Genomic DNA, 15,941 nt, shown 5'->3' on the forward strand with positions numbered 1-15,941 from the left:
GAATTAAGATTTTATAAATAATTAAATTTTCGGGTAAATATGTTACGATACTACTTCACCAAGATTTTTGTCAAAAGTTCGTTTCCCAAAGATTGCTTCTAAGTCATCTTTGAAGATTACTTCTTTTTCGATCAGTATATCTGCAAGTTGATTGAGCTTGTCTTTGTTCTCTTCTAAAATTTGTATTGCTCTTTGGTACTGGCTTTCAATTAGTAATGAAATTTCGGCATCAATGATTCTAGCAGTGTCTTCAGAGTACGGCTTAGAGAAGTTGTATTCACTTTGACCTGTTGAGTCATAATAAGTAACGTTTCCTATTTTATCATTCAGTCCGTAAACGGTTACCATAGCTCTCGCTTGTTTGGTCACTTTTTCTAAATCACTCAAAGCACCTGTCGAAATACGGTCAAAAGTTACCTTTTCGGCAGCTCTTCCTCCCATAGTAGCACACATTTCATCTAGCATTTGGTCTGGACGAACAATCTGACGCTCTTCTGGTAAGTACCAAGCAGCACCTAAGCTTTGTCCTCTAGGCACAATTGTTACCTTAATTAAGGGAGCAGCGTGCTCTAGCATCCAACTTACTGTTGCATGACCCGCTTCGTGAATAGCGATTGCTTTTTTCTCCTCGGGTGTGATTATTTTATTTTTCTTTTCTAGTCCACCTACAATTCTATCTACAGCGTCTAAGAAATCTTGTTTGTCTACAGCAGTCTTGTTGTAACGCGCTGCAATAAGTGCTGCTTCATTACATAGATTTGCAATATCAGCTCCAGAGAAACCAGGTGTTTGTTTGGCTAAAAATTCTAAATCTAATCCTTCAACTTTTTTCAAAGGAGCAAGGTGTACTTCAAAGATTTCAGCACGTTCGCGAATATCTGGTAAGTCAACAAAAATTTGTCTGTCAAAACGTCCGGCGCGCATTAAGGCTTTATCCAAAACATCTGCTCTGTTAGTTGCTGCTAAAACGATTACTTTTGAATTTGTTCCAAAACCATCCATTTCTGTTAGCAATTGGTTCAATGTGTTTTCTCTTTCATCATTTCCACCAGACATATTGCTTTTTCCTCTTGCTCTACCTACTGCATCAATTTCATCAATGAAAATAATGGCAGGCGATTTTTCTTTGGCTTGCTTAAATAAGTCACGTACTCTAGATGCACCAACTCCTACAAACATTTCAACAAAATCAGATCCTGATAAAGAGAAAAATGGAACTTGAGCTTCACCAGCTACGGCTTTCGCCAATAATGTTTTACCTGTACCAGGAGGTCCAACTAATAATGCACCTTTTGGTATTTTACCTCCTAGATTGGTGTATTTTTCAGGGTTTTTCAAGAATTCAACAATTTCTTGAATCTCTTCTTTTGCACCTTCTAGTCCGGCAACATCTTTAAATGTTGTTTTTACATCCGTTTTTTCGTCAAAAAGTTTTGCTTTTGATTTACCGATGTTGAAAATTTGACCGCCACCGCCGCCACCGCCGCCAGACATTTTACGCATGATGAAAATCCAAACTCCAATGATAATTATGATAGGCAGTAAACTGATTAGGATATCAGTCCAGTTGCTTCTTTGTGAAAATTTAAAATCTTTTAATTTCCCTTCGGCTACTGCTTTTTCTAATTTATTTTGAAATATTTGGTCATTACCAATCTCAAATGAATATTGCGGACCTTTACTAGGATTTCCTAGCATGTCTTTGGCTACTTTTACGTGTTCTTTTAATTTTAAAGCTTCGGGATTTAAATAAACTTCTGCTTCTGTTTTGTTAGATACAACTACTTTCTGAATTTGACCTTTTTCTAATAATATCTCAAAATTAGGTGGGGTCAAAGAAGCTGGTTCTTGAAAATTTGAACTACCAGTCATGAAACTGATAAATAAGAAAATAAGTAAGATGGCAGTATAAACTAACCATGGACTTACTTTAAATTTATTTGGGTTTGGATTATTGTCTTTTGCCATTTTTGCTCTTCTTTCTTTAGTATTTGTTAGCTATTGTAGTAATTTTTGCATCTCCCCACAAGCTTTCAATATTGTAATATTCTCTAATTTGTTTTTGAAAAACGTGTACTACAATGTTTACATAATCCATAAGAACCCATTCTGCATTATCTGATCCCTCAACATGCCAAGGCTTGTCTTTTAATTCCTTTGAAACTGTTTTTTGAATAGAGTTAACGATAGCATTTACTTGTGTATTTGAGTTACCATTACAAACAACAAAATAATCACAAACTGCGGTGTCAATTTCTCTTAGGTCGAGAATATCTATATCATTTCCTTTTACTTCTTCGATTCCTTTAATGATGTTTGCTAGTAAATCATCATTGTTTATTGTCTTTTTTGCCATGAAAAATTTTTATATAAGTTTGTAAAGTTACCATTTTTTGTGTTTATTTTTGAACCTTAACATAATATTAAATTTTCTTACACAAATAATAACTCATGAAGTTAATCAAACTCGATGCCATAGATTCTACTAATGAGTTTCTAAAGGGATTGTCCAGCAAGCAAGATCTCGAAAATTTTACTGTAGTTACAGCCGAAAATCAAACCAAAGGAAAGGGTCAAATGGGGTCAGTTTGGATCTCTGAAGCGGGTAAGAATCTAATAATGAGTGTTTTTGTAAAAGATTCATTGTCAGATGTGAGTCAGATATACAGTCTTAATATTGCAGTAGCTTTGGCAGTGATTGAAAGTTTAGAAAGCTATAATATTCCGGAATTGAGTATAAAATGGCCAAACGACATTATGTCATATAATTTTAAAATTGGCGGTCTTTTGTTAGAAAATAGTATCAAAAGTGACGGAACGCTAAGTTCAATCATCGGGTTGGGACTTAATATCAATCAAACTAATTTTGAAAACCTTCCCAAAGCGTCTTCGCTTGCGCAAATAAGTAAGACAACTTTCGATAAAGAAAAGATACTTTTGACCATCATGGAAAAGTTAGAAAGTACTATCAGGAATTTAGAGTATGATGTTCGTTCGTTATGGGAATCATATAATGGTTTGTTGTTTAAAAAAGGGGTTCCAATGCCTTTTAAAGATCAATCAGATAAAAATTTTATGGGAATCATTCAAGGTGTATCTACTGCTGGTCAATTGCAATTGTTGCTAGAAGATGACACAATTGCCGAATATAGCTTAAAGGAAATTCAGATGTTGTATTAGTAAAAAGTGTTTTTGTTGCAGAACGATTCATTTAGAATAAAAAAAAATACTCTTTTAGTTTGTACACCAAAAGAGTATTTTTAAATATATTAGATTATTCAAACTATAGTTTGCCCATATTGCTTGCTAGCGTTTCAATAAACTTACCTATAGGTCCTTTAATCATCATGGCCATCATGGGGTTGAAGTCTCCTTCAAAGTCCAATTTTACCGCACTTGAAACATCAGATACTGCATCGATGTTAGCAATTAAAGTAAACGGAAGTTTATCACTTGCAGCACCCAAAACTACTTTGCTTGGAGCTACTTTTTCTTTCATTTTAAGTTTGATTTCAGGCATGCCTTTCAATCCAAAGATAAAAGCATCCTCGCCTATAACCTCAAATTTAGCGATGTTATCCGGCATTAACTTCTCGAAATTCTTCACATCAGTCAATAAATCGAATAATTCTTGTGCTGATTTCTCAACGTTTACTTTCGGACTTTCTAAGTTCATCTTTCTTAATTTATTTAGTTTCTACATTCCAAGTCGATGGAGTAGCATTCCATTCTCTCAATGTAATTTCTTCTTTTTCTGTAATGTAGCTTTTTGCAACAGCTAGATTCAACAAGTTTTGATAGTTACTCAAAGTGTACAAATCAAGTTTAGCCTCTTTAAAGTTTTGTTCGGCCACGTCAAACCCGTAGGTAAAAATGGCTGCCATCCCTTTGATATTAGCTCCTGCAGCGCGCAAAGCCTCAACTGCATTCAAACTGCTGTTTCCGGTGCTAATCAAATCTTCGACTACAACAACGTTTTGTCCTTTTTGTAAAAAACCTTCCACTTGGTTTTGTCGACCATGTTTTTTGGCTTCTGGACGCACATAAACAAAGGGAAGCCCCATGCTCTCTGCAACCAGCATACCAATTCCTATTGCTCCGGTGGCTACACCTGCAATAACATCTGGCTTACCAAATTGTTTTTCAATGTTTTTAGAAAATTCATCACGAACATAATTTCTTATGCTTGGAAATGAGAGTATTAGCCTGTTATCACAATAAATAGGTGATTTCCATCCCGAAGCCCATGTAAAAGGATTTCCTGGATTCAATTTAATTGCATTTATTTGTAAAAGCAATTCGGCTGTTTTTTCGGCAGTATCTTTATTAAAAATCATACCACAAATGTATAAAGTTTTTGTTAACGACAAACCACTTTTTTTGACAAATAACATCTCAAAAGAGACAGATTTTCAATTATTTCTACTTGAAAGCATTGATATAAAGCAACTTATAGTCAAAATTTTTCAAAATAAAATTCAAAAAGCATATCTCTATCATCCTGATGAAAAGGAGATTATGAAGACTTTGAAAACAAAAATCCCCGTAAATAAAGCGGGCGGAGGATTAGTTTACAATAAAAAAGGGGAGGTGCTCTTCATTTTTAGGAACGGAAAATGGGATTTGCCCAAAGGCGGAACCGAAAAAGGGGAGGACATGGAGCAAACTGCCATGCGCGAAGTCGAGGAGGAGACTGGCGTCAACTTATTACGAGTGACGCACAAACTTCAAAAAACCTATCACGTCTTTAAGCGCAACGGGGTTTACAAGCTAAAAATCACTCATTGGTTCGAAATGCAAACTGATTTTGAAGGCACTCCTCAAGGACAACTAGACGAAGGAATCGAAAAAGTAGCTTGGTTTAGCCCTGAGGAAATTCCCGAGGCATTAAATAATTCTTATGAGAACATTAAATTATTGTTTGAGCAAGAAAAAAGCATTCATCCTACAAAAGTCTAATTAGGGCATGCCTCCATAAAATAAAATGGGCTACTCATCTATGTGGTGAGTGGCCCATTTTTTTTATGCTGTCAGGCTATATACGCACCGCGTTGGCGGTTTGCTGCTATCCTTCATGCGGTCCCGTTTCTAGAGACTACTATGGTGCTAGAACACGGTAAATCGGGTATTGCAAATGCGCTTTCTCATAGTAAACAGAGTTTTTATAAATCCAGTCTAGTTGTGCTTCTGGGTTTTTGGCAAATGTGGTATCCTGAATCATTTTTTGTCGCATTGCTTCGTTTAGTTTGGGGTTTTCCTTTAAAAGTAAGGCAGCAGTATCTTCAAATACGTAGTCCGAAAAACCTTCTTTTTGTTGTAACATGGTGTCAAAGAAATTCCAATTAAAAAAGGAATCAATTCCTTCTGGCTCTAGTGTTTCAATAATATATTTTACTCCTTCTTGTTGGGTAGGAACAACGTAGTCTCCTTTACTAAATTTTACCTCTCTTTTTTGTGTTGTTAATTGGGTGTCACGATGCAGGTAATGGCCTTCGTATGCTGAAGTAGCGGTTTTATAATCGGCTATGCGATAGCTTTCAACGGTTATTGTACTATCTTTTTTTAATTCTTGGTATTCGATGCCATTGTTTTTTAACAGAGCCGTGATGTTCCAGAACCCTTGCGGAATAATATAAGCTTTAGGGATCTTGATTTGTTTGGTAGGTTGGTACTCTTTTAAATAAGGTATTTCTTTTTTAAAAGGTTTTGTACGGTCATAATACAATCGATCTGCCGTTGTGGCTTCACTTTTTTTATGCCCTGCTTCAAAGCCTAAGAAGGTAAAAGGAGTAATTTTTGTAGTGTCTAGCGCCCATTTTATGGTGTAGTTTGCTCCTGGTAAGTACAACGACTGGTTTGCTACTCTTTTTTGTTTTATTTGTTTAAAGTTTGCATCTGTATAATCGATGGTGCTTCGCATAAATTCATAGGTCGCTTTTACGCGCTCGCTATATTTTTTAAGCATATGTGTTTCAACTACAAACCCAATGGTATTAAATAGTGATGTATAGCCGGTAGAATATCTTGGACTATCAAAGAATTGGGCAAAACCTTGGTCTGGTGTTTCGCTAAATGCATTGACATAAGGTGTAGTTTCTAGAGATTTCTTTTGTAAACTAGCAACTAAGGCAGGCATCATTTCTTGGTCTAAATAGTTTCCTATAATGGAACCTATTTTGTTTTGTTGCGTCATGATGTAGGTAAGTTTGTATTGATAATCCGCTCCATTGCTAACATGATTGTCTATAAAAACATCCGGATTCGTAAGCTGAAAAATGCCGGCAAAACTAGCAGTGTTTCTGGTGTCTGCTTTTATGAAATCTCTATTTAGATCGTAGTTTCTGGCATTTCCTCTAAAACCGTACAGTTCTGGGCCGTCTTGATTGGCTCTGGAGGTAGCATTGCGATTGAGTGCACCACCAATATTATAAACGGGAATGGTAACAACAACAGTGTTTTTCGGGCTGCTTATTTTTCCTAAAGCTAAATCTCGGTACAATTGTATGGTCGCGTCAATGCCGTCTGGTTCTCCAGCATGAATACCGTTGTTGATCAATAAAACCGCTTTGTTTTGTTGAATAGTCTCAAAGCTGAATTTCTTTTCAGCATTAAAAATTACAATGTGGAGTGGTTGTCCGCTATCTGTGAGTCCCATTTTTTTTATTTGAATTGTTGGAAAATTTTGTGCCAAGAGTTCATAATAAGCAATGGTTTCTTGATAAGTAGCAGATTGGTTGCCGTTTCCTTGTTCAAAAACTGTAGGGTAGCTAAGGTCTTTTTGTGCAAAAACCGTTGTGGTCAAGAGAAGTAAAAGTAGGTTTGAAAATCTCATGGTTGATCTATTTTATGGATATCAAATATAATTATTTTGTAATTGTTTTAGTTTTTGCATGGTGATAAATGCGAAGTTTGTGATAAAATTGCTATTTCGTCATTTTAAATGCAGAATTCATTTTACCTTTGCACAAATAAAAAAAAATGAATAAGAAGCACCATTCTAACAATATACTATTGAATTTAGGCATTGAAAGTCTAAACGAAATGCAAGAAGTTGCACAAGATGCGATATTAAATGACAATAATGTACTGTTGTTGTCACCTACAGGTTCTGGTAAAACATTAGCCTTTTTATTGCCTATTTTTGAAATGCTACAACCCGAAATTCTATCAGTTCAATGTTTAATTCTAGTTCCATCTCGTGAATTAGGATTGCAAATTGAACAAGTTTGGAAAAAAATGGGTACTGATTATAAAGTGAATGTATGTTACGGCGGTCACTCAATAGATACTGAAATCAAGAATTTAAGCAATCCACCGGCAGTTTTAATTGGAACTCCAGGACGTATTGCCGATCATATCGATAGAGGAACTTTTCGTGTAGATAAAATTCAAACATTGATTCTAGATGAATTTGATAAATCATTGCAACTGGGATTCCATGAGCAAATGTCATTTATCATTGGGAAATTAACAAAGTTGAACAAACGTGTACTAGTATCTGCAACTTCAGATATTGAGATTCCTAAATATACAAGAGTGGTTAACCCAACGATTCTTGACTTTATTCCGGAACACGAAGTAGAAACAAATCTTTCGATGAAATTAGTAGTTTCAAAAGAAAAAGACAAAATAGGTAGTTTATTCAGCTTGATTTGCTCTTTAAAGTCGGAATCGGCTATTGTTTTTTGTAACCACCGTGACGCCGCAGAGCGCATAAGTGACACTTTGAATGAAAAAGGAATTTACGCGACGTATTACCATGGAGGAATGGATCAAGATGAGCGTGAGCGCGCCTTAATCCAGTTTAGAAACGGAAGTGTGAGTTATTTAATTACTACTGATCTTGCTGCTCGTGGATTAGATATTCCTGAAATGAACCACGTGATTCACTATCATTTGCCTTCTAAGGAAGACGAATTTACGCATAGAAACGGTCGTACTGCTCGTATGACAGCTTCGGGAACTGCTTATGTAGTGGCACACGAAAGCGAGAAAAAAATGGATTATATCGATTATGGTATGAACGTTTTTTCGATCGAAAATGGCACAACTTTACCTAAACCGCCACAATTTCAAACTATTTACATCAGTGGTGGAAAGAAAAACAAATTGAACAAAATTGATATTGTAGGTTTCTTTTCTCAAAAAGGAAAATTAGAAAAAGGAGACTTGGGATTAATTGAAGTGAAAGATTTTATCTCTTTTGCGGCCGTAAAATTCAATAAAGTAAAAGATTTATTGCACAATATCAAGGATGAAAAGATGAAAGGCAAGAAATTCAAAATTGAAGTAGCTAGAAAAGTAATTAAGAAAGAGGAGGAGTAGTTTTTTTAGTAAAAAGTGAATCGTGAAAAGTAATCAGTTTTCAGTATTTAGTGTTCATTTAAAAAAAAGCAATTTTCGACTTGTCTATAAATATAAAAAAAAACGTTAGCAGTAAATTTACTGATAACGTTTTTTTTTATTTAAAGAGTTGTGTTTTTAGTGAAAGCGATAATCTTGATAATCGAATCCTAATCCGATTCACTTTTTACTTCTCACGATTCACTAAAAAAAAACTATAGTTTCTTCACGTATTGTGTAATGATCACAATGGTTTGTCCGTCTACTTTTCCTTCGATGTATTCGGCATTTTCATGATCTAAACGGATGTTACGAACTGATGTTCCTTGTTTTGCCACCATGCTTGAACCTTTTACTTTCAAGTCTTTTATTAGAACAACTGAGTCACCTACTTCTAGAATTACTCCGTTAACGTCTCTGTGGATTATTTTGTTTTCGTCATCTTCTCCTTCACCTGTAGCTTGCGCCCAGGCAAGAGTGTCTTCGTCAAAATACATTTGGTCAATTAATTCTTGTGGCCATCCTGCCGAACGCAAACGGCTTAACATTCTCCAAGAAACCACTTGTACTGCAGTATGCTCGCTCCACATGCTGTCATTTAAACATCTCCAATGGTTTAGATCTTCATGCCCTGGATTCTCAATTTGGTCAATACAAGTTGCACAAGCCATAATAGCCTCGTCAAGTCCTCCTTTTTTAGTTGGTAAAACTTCATATACTTTTAGGTTTTCTGTAGCTGTACATAATTCACATTGTGATCCACTGCGCTTGCTTAATTCTCTTTCTATACTCATTGTTGGTTTTTAATTTGATGCTGTAAAATTACAGTTATTCTGTAATTGTTGTAAGTTATGATTTTTTCTTACTTATGGGTAATGATTTTATTTTTTGACACGTACTGCTTTTGGAACTAATTTTTGATATTCTCCTCCGTTGCGAAGCACATCTCTCACGATACTGGAACTGATGTACGACGTTCGAGCAGCTGTTAATAGAAATACGGTTTCAATTTTGGACAAATGTCTGTTGGTGTGGGCGATGGCTTTTTCAAACTCAAAATCGGCTGGATTGCGCAAACCACGTAAAATGAAGTCGGCTTTTATACGGTGACACAAATCGATGGTCAAACCTTCATAGGTAATGACGGTAACCTTTGGTTCGTTTTTAAAAGTTTCCTCAATAAAACGTTGTCGTTCTTCTAGTGAAAACATGTATTTTTTTTCGGCATTAACACCTATAGCAATCACGATTTCATCAAATAGAGGAAGTGCTCTATTGATAATGTCTTCGTGTCCTAGCGTAATGGGGTCAAATGACCCAGGGAAGATGGCTTTTTTCATTTTTGAAAAGTTTCAAGTTTATAGGTTTCAAGTTTCAAGTTGAAACCAGCACCAGTTTTATAGAATAGTTATAAGGACAATTCAATTGCGTTTGTAAACAAGTCTGTTAATGAAATTCCGGCAGCTTCGGCCTGTTGTGGAATTAAACTTTCGGTGGTTAAACCTGGAATTGTATTCATTTCTAACATGAATGGCTCACCGTCTACGATTATGAACTCCGAACGAGAAAATCCTTTCATACGCAGAATTTCGTAAGCACGTTTAGCAATATCTCCTACTTTTTGAGTCATTTCGTCAGAGATTCTAGCAGGTGTGATTTCTTGTGATTGTCCTAGATATTTGGCTTCATAATCGAAGAAGTCATTTTCGGATACGATTTCAGTGATGGGTAAAACGGTTGTTTTTCCTTGGTAATTGATTACACCTACCGAAACTTCGGTACCGTCAAGGAAGCTCTCAATGATGATTTCGTTATCTTCTTTGTAAGCGATTTCGATGGCTATAGGTAATTCGGCTTCGGTTTTTACTTTTGAAATTCCGAAACTTGAACCTGCTTTATTGGGTTTTACAAAACAAGGCAAACCTAGTTTACTTACAATGGCTGCTGTGTCAATATGTTCTCCTTTGTTTAAATAATAAGAAGTTGCGCTTTTGATTCCGTATGGTTTTAAAACCGATAAAAGATCTCTTTTGTTGAAGGTTAAAGCGGCTTGATAATAATCACATGAAGTGTGTGGCAGGTCGATTAACTCGAAATAAGCTTGCATGAGTCCGTCTTCTCCTGGTGTTCCATGAATGGCGTTGAATACGCAGTCGAATTTTATTTTGGTTCCGTTTACCGTTACCGAGAAATCATTTTTATCGATAGGGAATTCGGTTTCATTATCATCTACATAGACCCATTTTTCTTTAAAAATGTGAATGCGATATCCGTTGTATTTTGTTTTGTCAAGAAATTGGTAGACTACGTTTCCACTGATTAATGAGATTTTGTATTCGCTGGAATAACCACCCATGATAATGGCAATATTTTTCATTTTATCTTGTTTAATGTTGAAACACTAATTGTGTTTTGTAGTTAGGATCGATTTTTTTTAGCCCCGATAGTAGCGGTATCCTTTTCTTTTTTTCTTTAAAAAAGAAAAGATACAAGCGAATAGCGGGAAATAGCTCCAAATATACGAGTGTATTTTTTGCTTAAACAAAATTATCATTTTTTTTGAAACGAAATAGCTATATCTTTGCCCATATAAAAAATAATTTATGAGTTTACGTAAATACCTTACTAGCCGTGTGTTTCTTTTGCAAGTATTCATCGCGGTTTCGATTATTGCCGTGTTGGGCTATCTGTTTATACACTGGTTGACTTTTACTACTAATCACGGAAATGAGATTTCGGTGCCTAATTTAAGCAAGCTTACAGAGGAACAAGTGGAAGAAAAACTGGATGATTTAGACTTGGATTATGTATTGCTTGATAGTGTAGATTACAGAAGTGATTATCCTAAATACAGTGTGGTTCAACAAGATCCATTGCCTGGAGCGAAAGTGAAAGAAGGTAGAAAAGTGTATATTAAAATTAATTCATCGGGATTTTCATCAGTGAAAGTGCCTGATTTAATTGAGAAAACATACCGTGAGGCAGTGCCTACATTGAAGGCTTTAGGTCTGGAAGAAGGTACGATTACTTATATCCCTAATTTAGGTAAAGATATGGTGCTGGAAATGCGTTACAAAGGAAGAAACATCAAGCCGGGTGATAAAGTCTTGAAATCGTCTAAAATTGATCTAGTTTTAGGAGACGGGAAAGCAAGTTATGAAGAAGATATAAGAACGGATAGTATTGCTACTCCAATAGAAGAAGAGTCTAATGAACAATAATGTAGAGTCGGTTGACTTAGAAGAAGAATTGTACGAACATTTTAAATTTGAAGTTCCTAAAGGGATAACTTCTGTGCGTATTGATAAATATTTAATGGGTTTGATTCAAAATTCGACCCGAAATAAAATACAAGTTGCTGCAACAGAGGGTAATATTTTTGTGAATGATGCGACTGTTAAGTCTAATTATAAAGTAAAACCACTGGATGTGGTGCGTGTGATGTTGACGCATCCACCGTATGAAAATCATATCATTGCGGAGAATATTCCGTTGGATATTGTTTATGAAGATGATGCTTTGTTGTTGATCAATAAAGAACCAGGAATGGTCGTGCATCCTGGACATGGTAATTATACTGGAACTTTAGTGCATGCATTGGCGTACCATTTTGATAATTTGCCAATGAATAGTAGTGAACGTCCTGGACTTGTTCACCGTATTGATAAAGATACATCTGGATTGTTGGTAATTGCCAAAACAGAAGCTGCAATGACTCATTTAGCCAAACAGTTTGAGGCTAAAACATCAGAGAGAGAATATATTGCCTTAGTTTGGGGTAATGTAGCGGAAGAAAGTGGTACGATCGAAGGAAACTTGGCTCGTCACTTGAAAGACCGCATGCAAATGGCCGTTTTTGCCGATCCAGAGATTGGAAAACCTGCAATTACGCATTACAAAGTATTGGAACGTTTTGGGTATGTGACTTTGATTTCATGCCAACTTGAAACGGGACGTACACACCAAATTCGTGCGCACTTGAAACATATTGGACATCCATTATTTAATGATGAGCGCTATGGCGGACATTTGATATTAAAAGGAACTACGTTTACTAAGTACAAGCAGTTTATTGATAATTGCTTTAAAGTACTTCCAAGACAAGCTTTACATGCTAAAACACTTGGTTTTGTGCATCCAGTAACTAAGGAACTAATGCGTTTTGATACAGAACTTCCACAAGATTTTCAAGATTGTGTTGAAAAATGGAGAGGCTATTCTAAATCTCATTTATCGGAGGAAGAATAAAAGAATTAGAATTTTTTAGAAATACTCGGCTCTTAGTTTAGTGTTCCTATAAATAGAAAATCCCTTTTGCGTGAGCAAAAGGGATTTTTCGGTTTAAGTAGAAGCAATAGTTTATTTTTTCTTGTTAGAATCACTGTCCATCATTTCCATCATTTTCATGCCTAACAGTCCGCTGATGCCACCATCAGAGCCATTACCACCTGTGATTAACACATCTGGAATAACCTTGATATTTCCTTTTCCTATTTCTTCAGTAATTTTGTACTTAGTAAAATTATCGCCGCCCATTGCTGAGACTTGAAGTTGGTAGGCTTCGGCAGTCGATTTACCGATAGCCATGATTTTTTCGGCTTCGGCTAATCCTGTTTTCGAAATCTTTTCGGCTTCGGCGCTCGCGTTCAATTTGGTAGCTTCGGCTTGTGCTCCCGCTCTGGCTTTCGTCGCTTCGGCTTCGGCATTGGCACGCATTTTTGTAGCTTCCGCTTCGGCATTTACGTTTAGTTTTAAACTCGTTGCGTCACCTTCGGCTTTCTTAACCGTTGCATCGGCAGTACGCTGTGCGATTTCGACACTTTGTGATGCTTTTACAATTTCTTTTTGCATATCTGCAATAGCGGTTTCTTTCTCGACACCTTGTCTTTGCTCTTGCGCCATACGCTGTGTTTGATAGGTTTTTTGCTCTTCTTCGGCAATTTTCCTGTCGGTTAAGGTTTTCATCAATGAATCAGGAGGTACAATATCACCAATCAACGTATCTACTGCATTTACATTGTATTCGTCAAGAACAGCTTTGATATGATTCTTAGCCGATTCCTGGCGCTCTTTACGTGTGCTTAAAAACGAAATTACATCACTATCTTGGGCCGAGTTTCTAAAATAGTTTCCAATTGTAGGTTCTAGTACTTGAGAAACAAGGTTTGTCATACTACCAAAACGCGCAATTACTTTTGGCGCTTCATTAGCGGGTACATGAATGATTTGTGACACATCCAGATTGAAAGGGAAACCATCTTTTGAACGTACCGTTATGGTAGATAGGTTTTTGTCTAAATCGTGTGATTCGCTTCTAGCATTGGCCCAGTTTAGTACAAGGTTTGTTGTAGGAACTGATTCTAATTTAGTGGTGTATTTGTTTAAAGCGTATTTACCTGGTCCAAAAGGTTCCATCCATACACCGCGTTGCCCTTTTGAAACTATGTTTCCGTGTTTAAAGGTGTCTCCGGTTACATCTTTTCCATCTTCACCAATATACGAGATCACGACACCTACATATCCGATAGGTACATCGGTCATTGGGTTTTGTTCGATTTGGATTCCCCAACTGTTAATGTAATAAGATCCAGCAAGCATCACTTGAGGTTGTAATCCACGATTTCCTCCTTTGTCTAGAAACGCATCCAGATCTTGGTAATTATTATGTCCGTCGATGTTCTTACCAGCGATTTGTCCTTGAGGGATCGGTTCACCATCTAAAGCAGTTACAATTCCAATCATGTTTTCAAAGATCTTGATTTGTTCTACAATAACAATTTCGAATAAAAAAGTATTGATACGGTATGAACCCGTAGTAATGAAGGCTGTTTGACGCCCTTTTTGACCGCCATTGTTTAAGAATGAGGTAGCGTCTTGAAAGTTGTCACTATCTACTCGACGAGCCAGAATACGACCTGTAGGGATTTCTTTTCCATCTCTACTGAGAACCAAACCAATTTGGCCTTCAGGGATAATAGTAAATGAAGTCATGTCAACAGAGTATTGCCAAATCCACATCATCCAGTATAGTCCTGGAGCAAGGGTGCGCGCTTGGTAACCAGCTTCTCCTTTGGTCGCAATAATTCTGCCATCTGGCAAAGATTTATCGGCACCGAAAAGCACGAATTTTTTGGTTACTAAACCAATTTTGTTTTCGGGTACAATAACCATCCCAAAGAAAACACGCAAAACGAATTTGTAAAAAATGATGGAAAAAACTACAGGTAGTATCCACCAAAGAGAGTCAATAATTGTTGTCATAATTTATAATTTAGACTACAAAATTACCGTTAATTTTTCCTGTTAAAATAAAAATCGTAAAATTTTAACATTTGGCTGTTTTGGCTTTTTTATTTTCGAAAATCATCATTTTTAACGATTGAAATTGTCATTCTGCGACACGATTTTTAGGTTTGTCAACTATGATTTCTTTTTTGGATTTTAACAATTTTAAAGTCAGTTTTTATAAATAGCCGTTTAGGAATGTTTATCACTGAAAAATCCGATTAGTAGGAATGGATTGGTATGTTGGAATTTTTATTCAAGATGGTGTCAGGAGCTATTTAAGATAACTTTTTTGATTATTAGTTTTTTACAGTTGAATTAGTTTAATCTGCTTCTTACCTTTGCTTGACAAGGATATTAAACTATAATAACGAAAATCATGATATTAAATAAAACATTTATACTCGAAGGCGCGTCAAAGCAAAAATTTGTTGCAGATTTAAGCTATTCTGAAACTCAGGAGCAAAAAGGGGTAATTGTTTTTTGTCACGGATTCAAGGGATTTAAAGATTGGGGATGTTGGCAGCTAGTGGCTGATTACTTTGTGGATAATGGTTTTGCTTTTTTAAAATTTAATTTTTCGCATAATGGAATGGGGCTTGAAGATTCGGTCGAATTTACCGCTCTTGATCAGTTTTCGATCAATACTTTGGGAAAAGAAATGCAAGATATTGAAAGTGTGGAGCAATTTATAGTTGGTGTATTACCAACAAAATTACCTGCAATACATACCGAGTCTATTTATATTATAGGTCATAGTAAGGGTGGGGTTTCGGCTTTACTGTATTGCACACAATACGATACTAAAATCAAGAAAGTTTGTACCTGGGCAAGTCCGTTTGATTTTCATCGTTCGTGGAATTCAAATTTCAAGAACAAGTGGATAGCTGAGAATGTTCAGTATATTAAAAATGCGAGAACCAACCAAATGATGCCTTTGGACATAGTCGTTTTGGATGATTTGGAAAATAATAAAGAAAAATACAGTTTGGTTAATGCGAGTCAAAAACTCCAAATCCCATATTTGATTGTTCAGGGAACGAATGATCAGGCTGTAAAAATGGACGAATTCAATTTGCTAAAGAAATATTTTTTTAAAGCAAAAAATCATGTTATAGTCGATGCCAATCATGTTTTTGGTGGTTCGCATCCTTATGCGGCAACAGAATTACCAGAGCACACTCAAGAATTGGTTCGTGTAACCAAGGATTTTTTGATCTAGTTGGAGGCTAGCTTACATATTATTATTTATAAATAGAACTTTTGGGTTGCTACGGCATAACAGTTTCTCAGGAATTTATCAAGTATAGTTA

15 protein-coding genes are annotated in these 15,941 nt (G+C 36.0%); 6 read left to right on the forward strand and 9 right to left on the reverse strand.

The window, feature by feature from the left end; genetic code table 11:
- Nucleotides 1-42: 42 nt before the first annotated feature.
- Nucleotides 43-1,968, reverse strand: coding sequence for an ATP-dependent zinc metalloprotease FtsH (gene ftsH / locus H8R24_RS01925; RefSeq protein WP_187016768.1), 1,926 nt, complete (start codon nt 1,966-1,968; stop codon nt 43-45).
- A 16-nt stretch (nt 1,969-1,984) separates the two neighbouring features.
- Nucleotides 1,985-2,356 carry a ribosome silencing factor gene (rsfS, locus tag H8R24_RS01930; RefSeq protein ID WP_187016767.1) on the reverse strand — a complete coding sequence of 124 codons (372 nt, stop codon included), beginning with the start codon at nt 2,354-2,356 and terminating at the stop codon, nt 1,985-1,987.
- Between the two features lie 95 nt (nt 2,357-2,451).
- Between rsfS and H8R24_RS01935 the strand changes: the two genes are divergently transcribed.
- A complete protein-coding gene (locus tag H8R24_RS01935) occupies nt 2,452-3,180 on the forward strand; it encodes a biotin--[acetyl-CoA-carboxylase] ligase (protein WP_187016766.1) in 729 nt (242 codons plus the stop codon).
- Nucleotides 3,181-3,283: 103 nt separating this feature from the next.
- Here the strand turns inward: H8R24_RS01935 and H8R24_RS01940 are convergent, their stop codons facing one another.
- Entirely contained in the window at nt 3,284-3,676 is a 393-nt protein-coding gene (locus tag H8R24_RS01940) for an SRPBCC family protein (protein WP_187016765.1), read from the reverse strand.
- Nucleotides 3,677-3,686: 10 nt separating this feature from the next.
- A complete protein-coding gene (gene pyrE / locus H8R24_RS01945; protein ID WP_187016764.1) occupies nt 3,687-4,337 on the reverse strand; it encodes an orotate phosphoribosyltransferase in 651 nt (216 codons plus the stop codon).
- A 7-nt stretch (nt 4,338-4,344) separates the two neighbouring features.
- Here pyrE and H8R24_RS01950 point away from each other — a divergent pair, with 7 nt between their 5' ends.
- Nucleotides 4,345-4,959 (forward strand): NUDIX hydrolase, encoded by a 615-nt coding sequence (locus H8R24_RS01950; RefSeq protein WP_187016763.1) that lies wholly within the window; start codon nt 4,345-4,347, stop codon nt 4,957-4,959.
- A gap of 139 nt (nt 4,960-5,098) precedes the next feature.
- Here the strand turns inward: H8R24_RS01950 and H8R24_RS01955 are convergent, their stop codons facing one another.
- Entirely contained in the window at nt 5,099-6,832 is a 1,734-nt protein-coding gene (locus H8R24_RS01955; RefSeq protein ID WP_187016762.1) for a M14 family metallopeptidase, read from the reverse strand.
- 146 nt (nt 6,833-6,978) lie between these two features.
- Here H8R24_RS01955 and H8R24_RS01960 point away from each other — a divergent pair, with 146 nt between their 5' ends.
- The gene (locus H8R24_RS01960) at nt 6,979-8,325 is read left to right on the forward strand and encodes a DEAD/DEAH box helicase (RefSeq protein ID WP_187016761.1); all 1,347 of its coding nucleotides are present in this window, start codon (nt 6,979-6,981) and stop codon (nt 8,323-8,325) included.
- 233 nt (nt 8,326-8,558) lie between these two features.
- On the opposite strand, the gene H8R24_RS01965 is transcribed toward H8R24_RS01960, so the two are convergent.
- From H8R24_RS01965 to H8R24_RS01975, 3 genes are all read right to left on the reverse strand, one after another.
- Nucleotides 8,559-9,137 (reverse strand): PhnA domain-containing protein, encoded by a 579-nt coding sequence (locus tag H8R24_RS01965; RefSeq protein ID WP_187016760.1) that lies wholly within the window; start codon nt 9,135-9,137, stop codon nt 8,559-8,561.
- Between the two features lie 87 nt (nt 9,138-9,224).
- Entirely contained in the window at nt 9,225-9,683 is a 459-nt protein-coding gene (coaD, locus tag H8R24_RS01970) for a pantetheine-phosphate adenylyltransferase (RefSeq protein WP_187016759.1), read from the reverse strand.
- A 68-nt stretch (nt 9,684-9,751) separates the two neighbouring features.
- Nucleotides 9,752-10,720, reverse strand: coding sequence for a D-alanine--D-alanine ligase (locus H8R24_RS01975; RefSeq protein WP_187016758.1), 969 nt, complete (start codon nt 10,718-10,720; stop codon nt 9,752-9,754).
- A 226-nt stretch (nt 10,721-10,946) separates the two neighbouring features.
- On the opposite strand from H8R24_RS01975, the gene H8R24_RS01980 reads away from it, so the two are divergent.
- Together H8R24_RS01980 and H8R24_RS01985 are read left to right on the forward strand one after the other, a co-directional pair.
- Nucleotides 10,947-11,564, forward strand: coding sequence for a PASTA domain-containing protein (locus tag H8R24_RS01980; RefSeq protein WP_187016757.1), 618 nt, complete (start codon nt 10,947-10,949; stop codon nt 11,562-11,564).
- Nucleotides 11,554-12,591 carry an RluA family pseudouridine synthase gene (locus H8R24_RS01985; RefSeq protein ID WP_187016756.1) on the forward strand — a complete coding sequence of 346 codons (1,038 nt, stop codon included), beginning with the start codon at nt 11,554-11,556 and terminating at the stop codon, nt 12,589-12,591. Before H8R24_RS01980 ends, H8R24_RS01985 begins: the two co-directional genes overlap by 11 nt.
- A gap of 111 nt (nt 12,592-12,702) precedes the next feature.
- On the opposite strand, the gene H8R24_RS01990 is transcribed toward H8R24_RS01985, so the two are convergent.
- Entirely contained in the window at nt 12,703-14,604 is a 1,902-nt protein-coding gene (locus H8R24_RS01990; protein WP_187016755.1) for an SPFH domain-containing protein, read from the reverse strand.
- A 403-nt stretch (nt 14,605-15,007) separates the two neighbouring features.
- On the opposite strand from H8R24_RS01990, the gene H8R24_RS01995 reads away from it, so the two are divergent.
- Nucleotides 15,008-15,850, forward strand: a complete 843-nt coding sequence (locus H8R24_RS01995) for an alpha/beta hydrolase family protein (protein WP_187016754.1) — start codon at nt 15,008-15,010, stop codon at nt 15,848-15,850.
- Nucleotides 15,851-15,941 lie beyond the last annotated feature (91 nt).

The sequence above is a fragment of the Flavobacterium muglaense genome (assembly GCF_014305155.1).
Taxonomy (GTDB): domain Bacteria; phylum Bacteroidota; class Bacteroidia; order Flavobacteriales; family Flavobacteriaceae; genus Flavobacterium; species Flavobacterium muglaense.

Bases quoted from the DNA above. Each gene is read 5' to 3' on its own strand.
- ftsH (WP_187016768.1), bottom strand. From the start codon at position 1,968: ATGGCAAAAGACAATAATCCAAACCCAAATAAATTTAAAGTAAGTCCA.
- rsfS (WP_187016767.1), bottom strand. From the start codon at position 2,356: ATGGCAAAAAAGACAATAAACAATGATGATTTACTAGCAAACATCATT.
- H8R24_RS01935 (WP_187016766.1), top strand. From the start codon at position 2,452: ATGAAGTTAATCAAACTCGATGCCATAGATTCTACTAATGAGTTTCTA.
- H8R24_RS01940 (WP_187016765.1), bottom strand. From the start codon at position 3,676: ATGAACTTAGAAAGTCCGAAAGTAAACGTTGAGAAATCAGCACAAGAA.
- pyrE (WP_187016764.1), bottom strand. From the start codon at position 4,337: ATGATTTTTAATAAAGATACTGCCGAAAAAACAGCCGAATTGCTTTTA.
- H8R24_RS01950 (WP_187016763.1), top strand. From the start codon at position 4,345: ATGTATAAAGTTTTTGTTAACGACAAACCACTTTTTTTGACAAATAAC.
- H8R24_RS01955 (WP_187016762.1), bottom strand. From the start codon at position 6,832: ATGAGATTTTCAAACCTACTTTTACTTCTCTTGACCACAACGGTTTTT.
- H8R24_RS01960 (WP_187016761.1), top strand. From the start codon at position 6,979: ATGAATAAGAAGCACCATTCTAACAATATACTATTGAATTTAGGCATT.
- H8R24_RS01965 (WP_187016760.1), bottom strand. From the start codon at position 9,137: ATGAGTATAGAAAGAGAATTAAGCAAGCGCAGTGGATCACAATGTGAA.
- coaD (WP_187016759.1), bottom strand. From the start codon at position 9,683: ATGAAAAAAGCCATCTTCCCTGGGTCATTTGACCCCATTACGCTAGGA.
- H8R24_RS01975 (WP_187016758.1), bottom strand. From the start codon at position 10,720: ATGAAAAATATTGCCATTATCATGGGTGGTTATTCCAGCGAATACAAA.
- H8R24_RS01980 (WP_187016757.1), top strand. From the start codon at position 10,947: ATGAGTTTACGTAAATACCTTACTAGCCGTGTGTTTCTTTTGCAAGTA.
- H8R24_RS01985 (WP_187016756.1), top strand. From the start codon at position 11,554: ATGAACAATAATGTAGAGTCGGTTGACTTAGAAGAAGAATTGTACGAA.
- H8R24_RS01990 (WP_187016755.1), bottom strand. From the start codon at position 14,604: ATGACAACAATTATTGACTCTCTTTGGTGGATACTACCTGTAGTTTTT.
- H8R24_RS01995 (WP_187016754.1), top strand. From the start codon at position 15,008: ATGATATTAAATAAAACATTTATACTCGAAGGCGCGTCAAAGCAAAAA.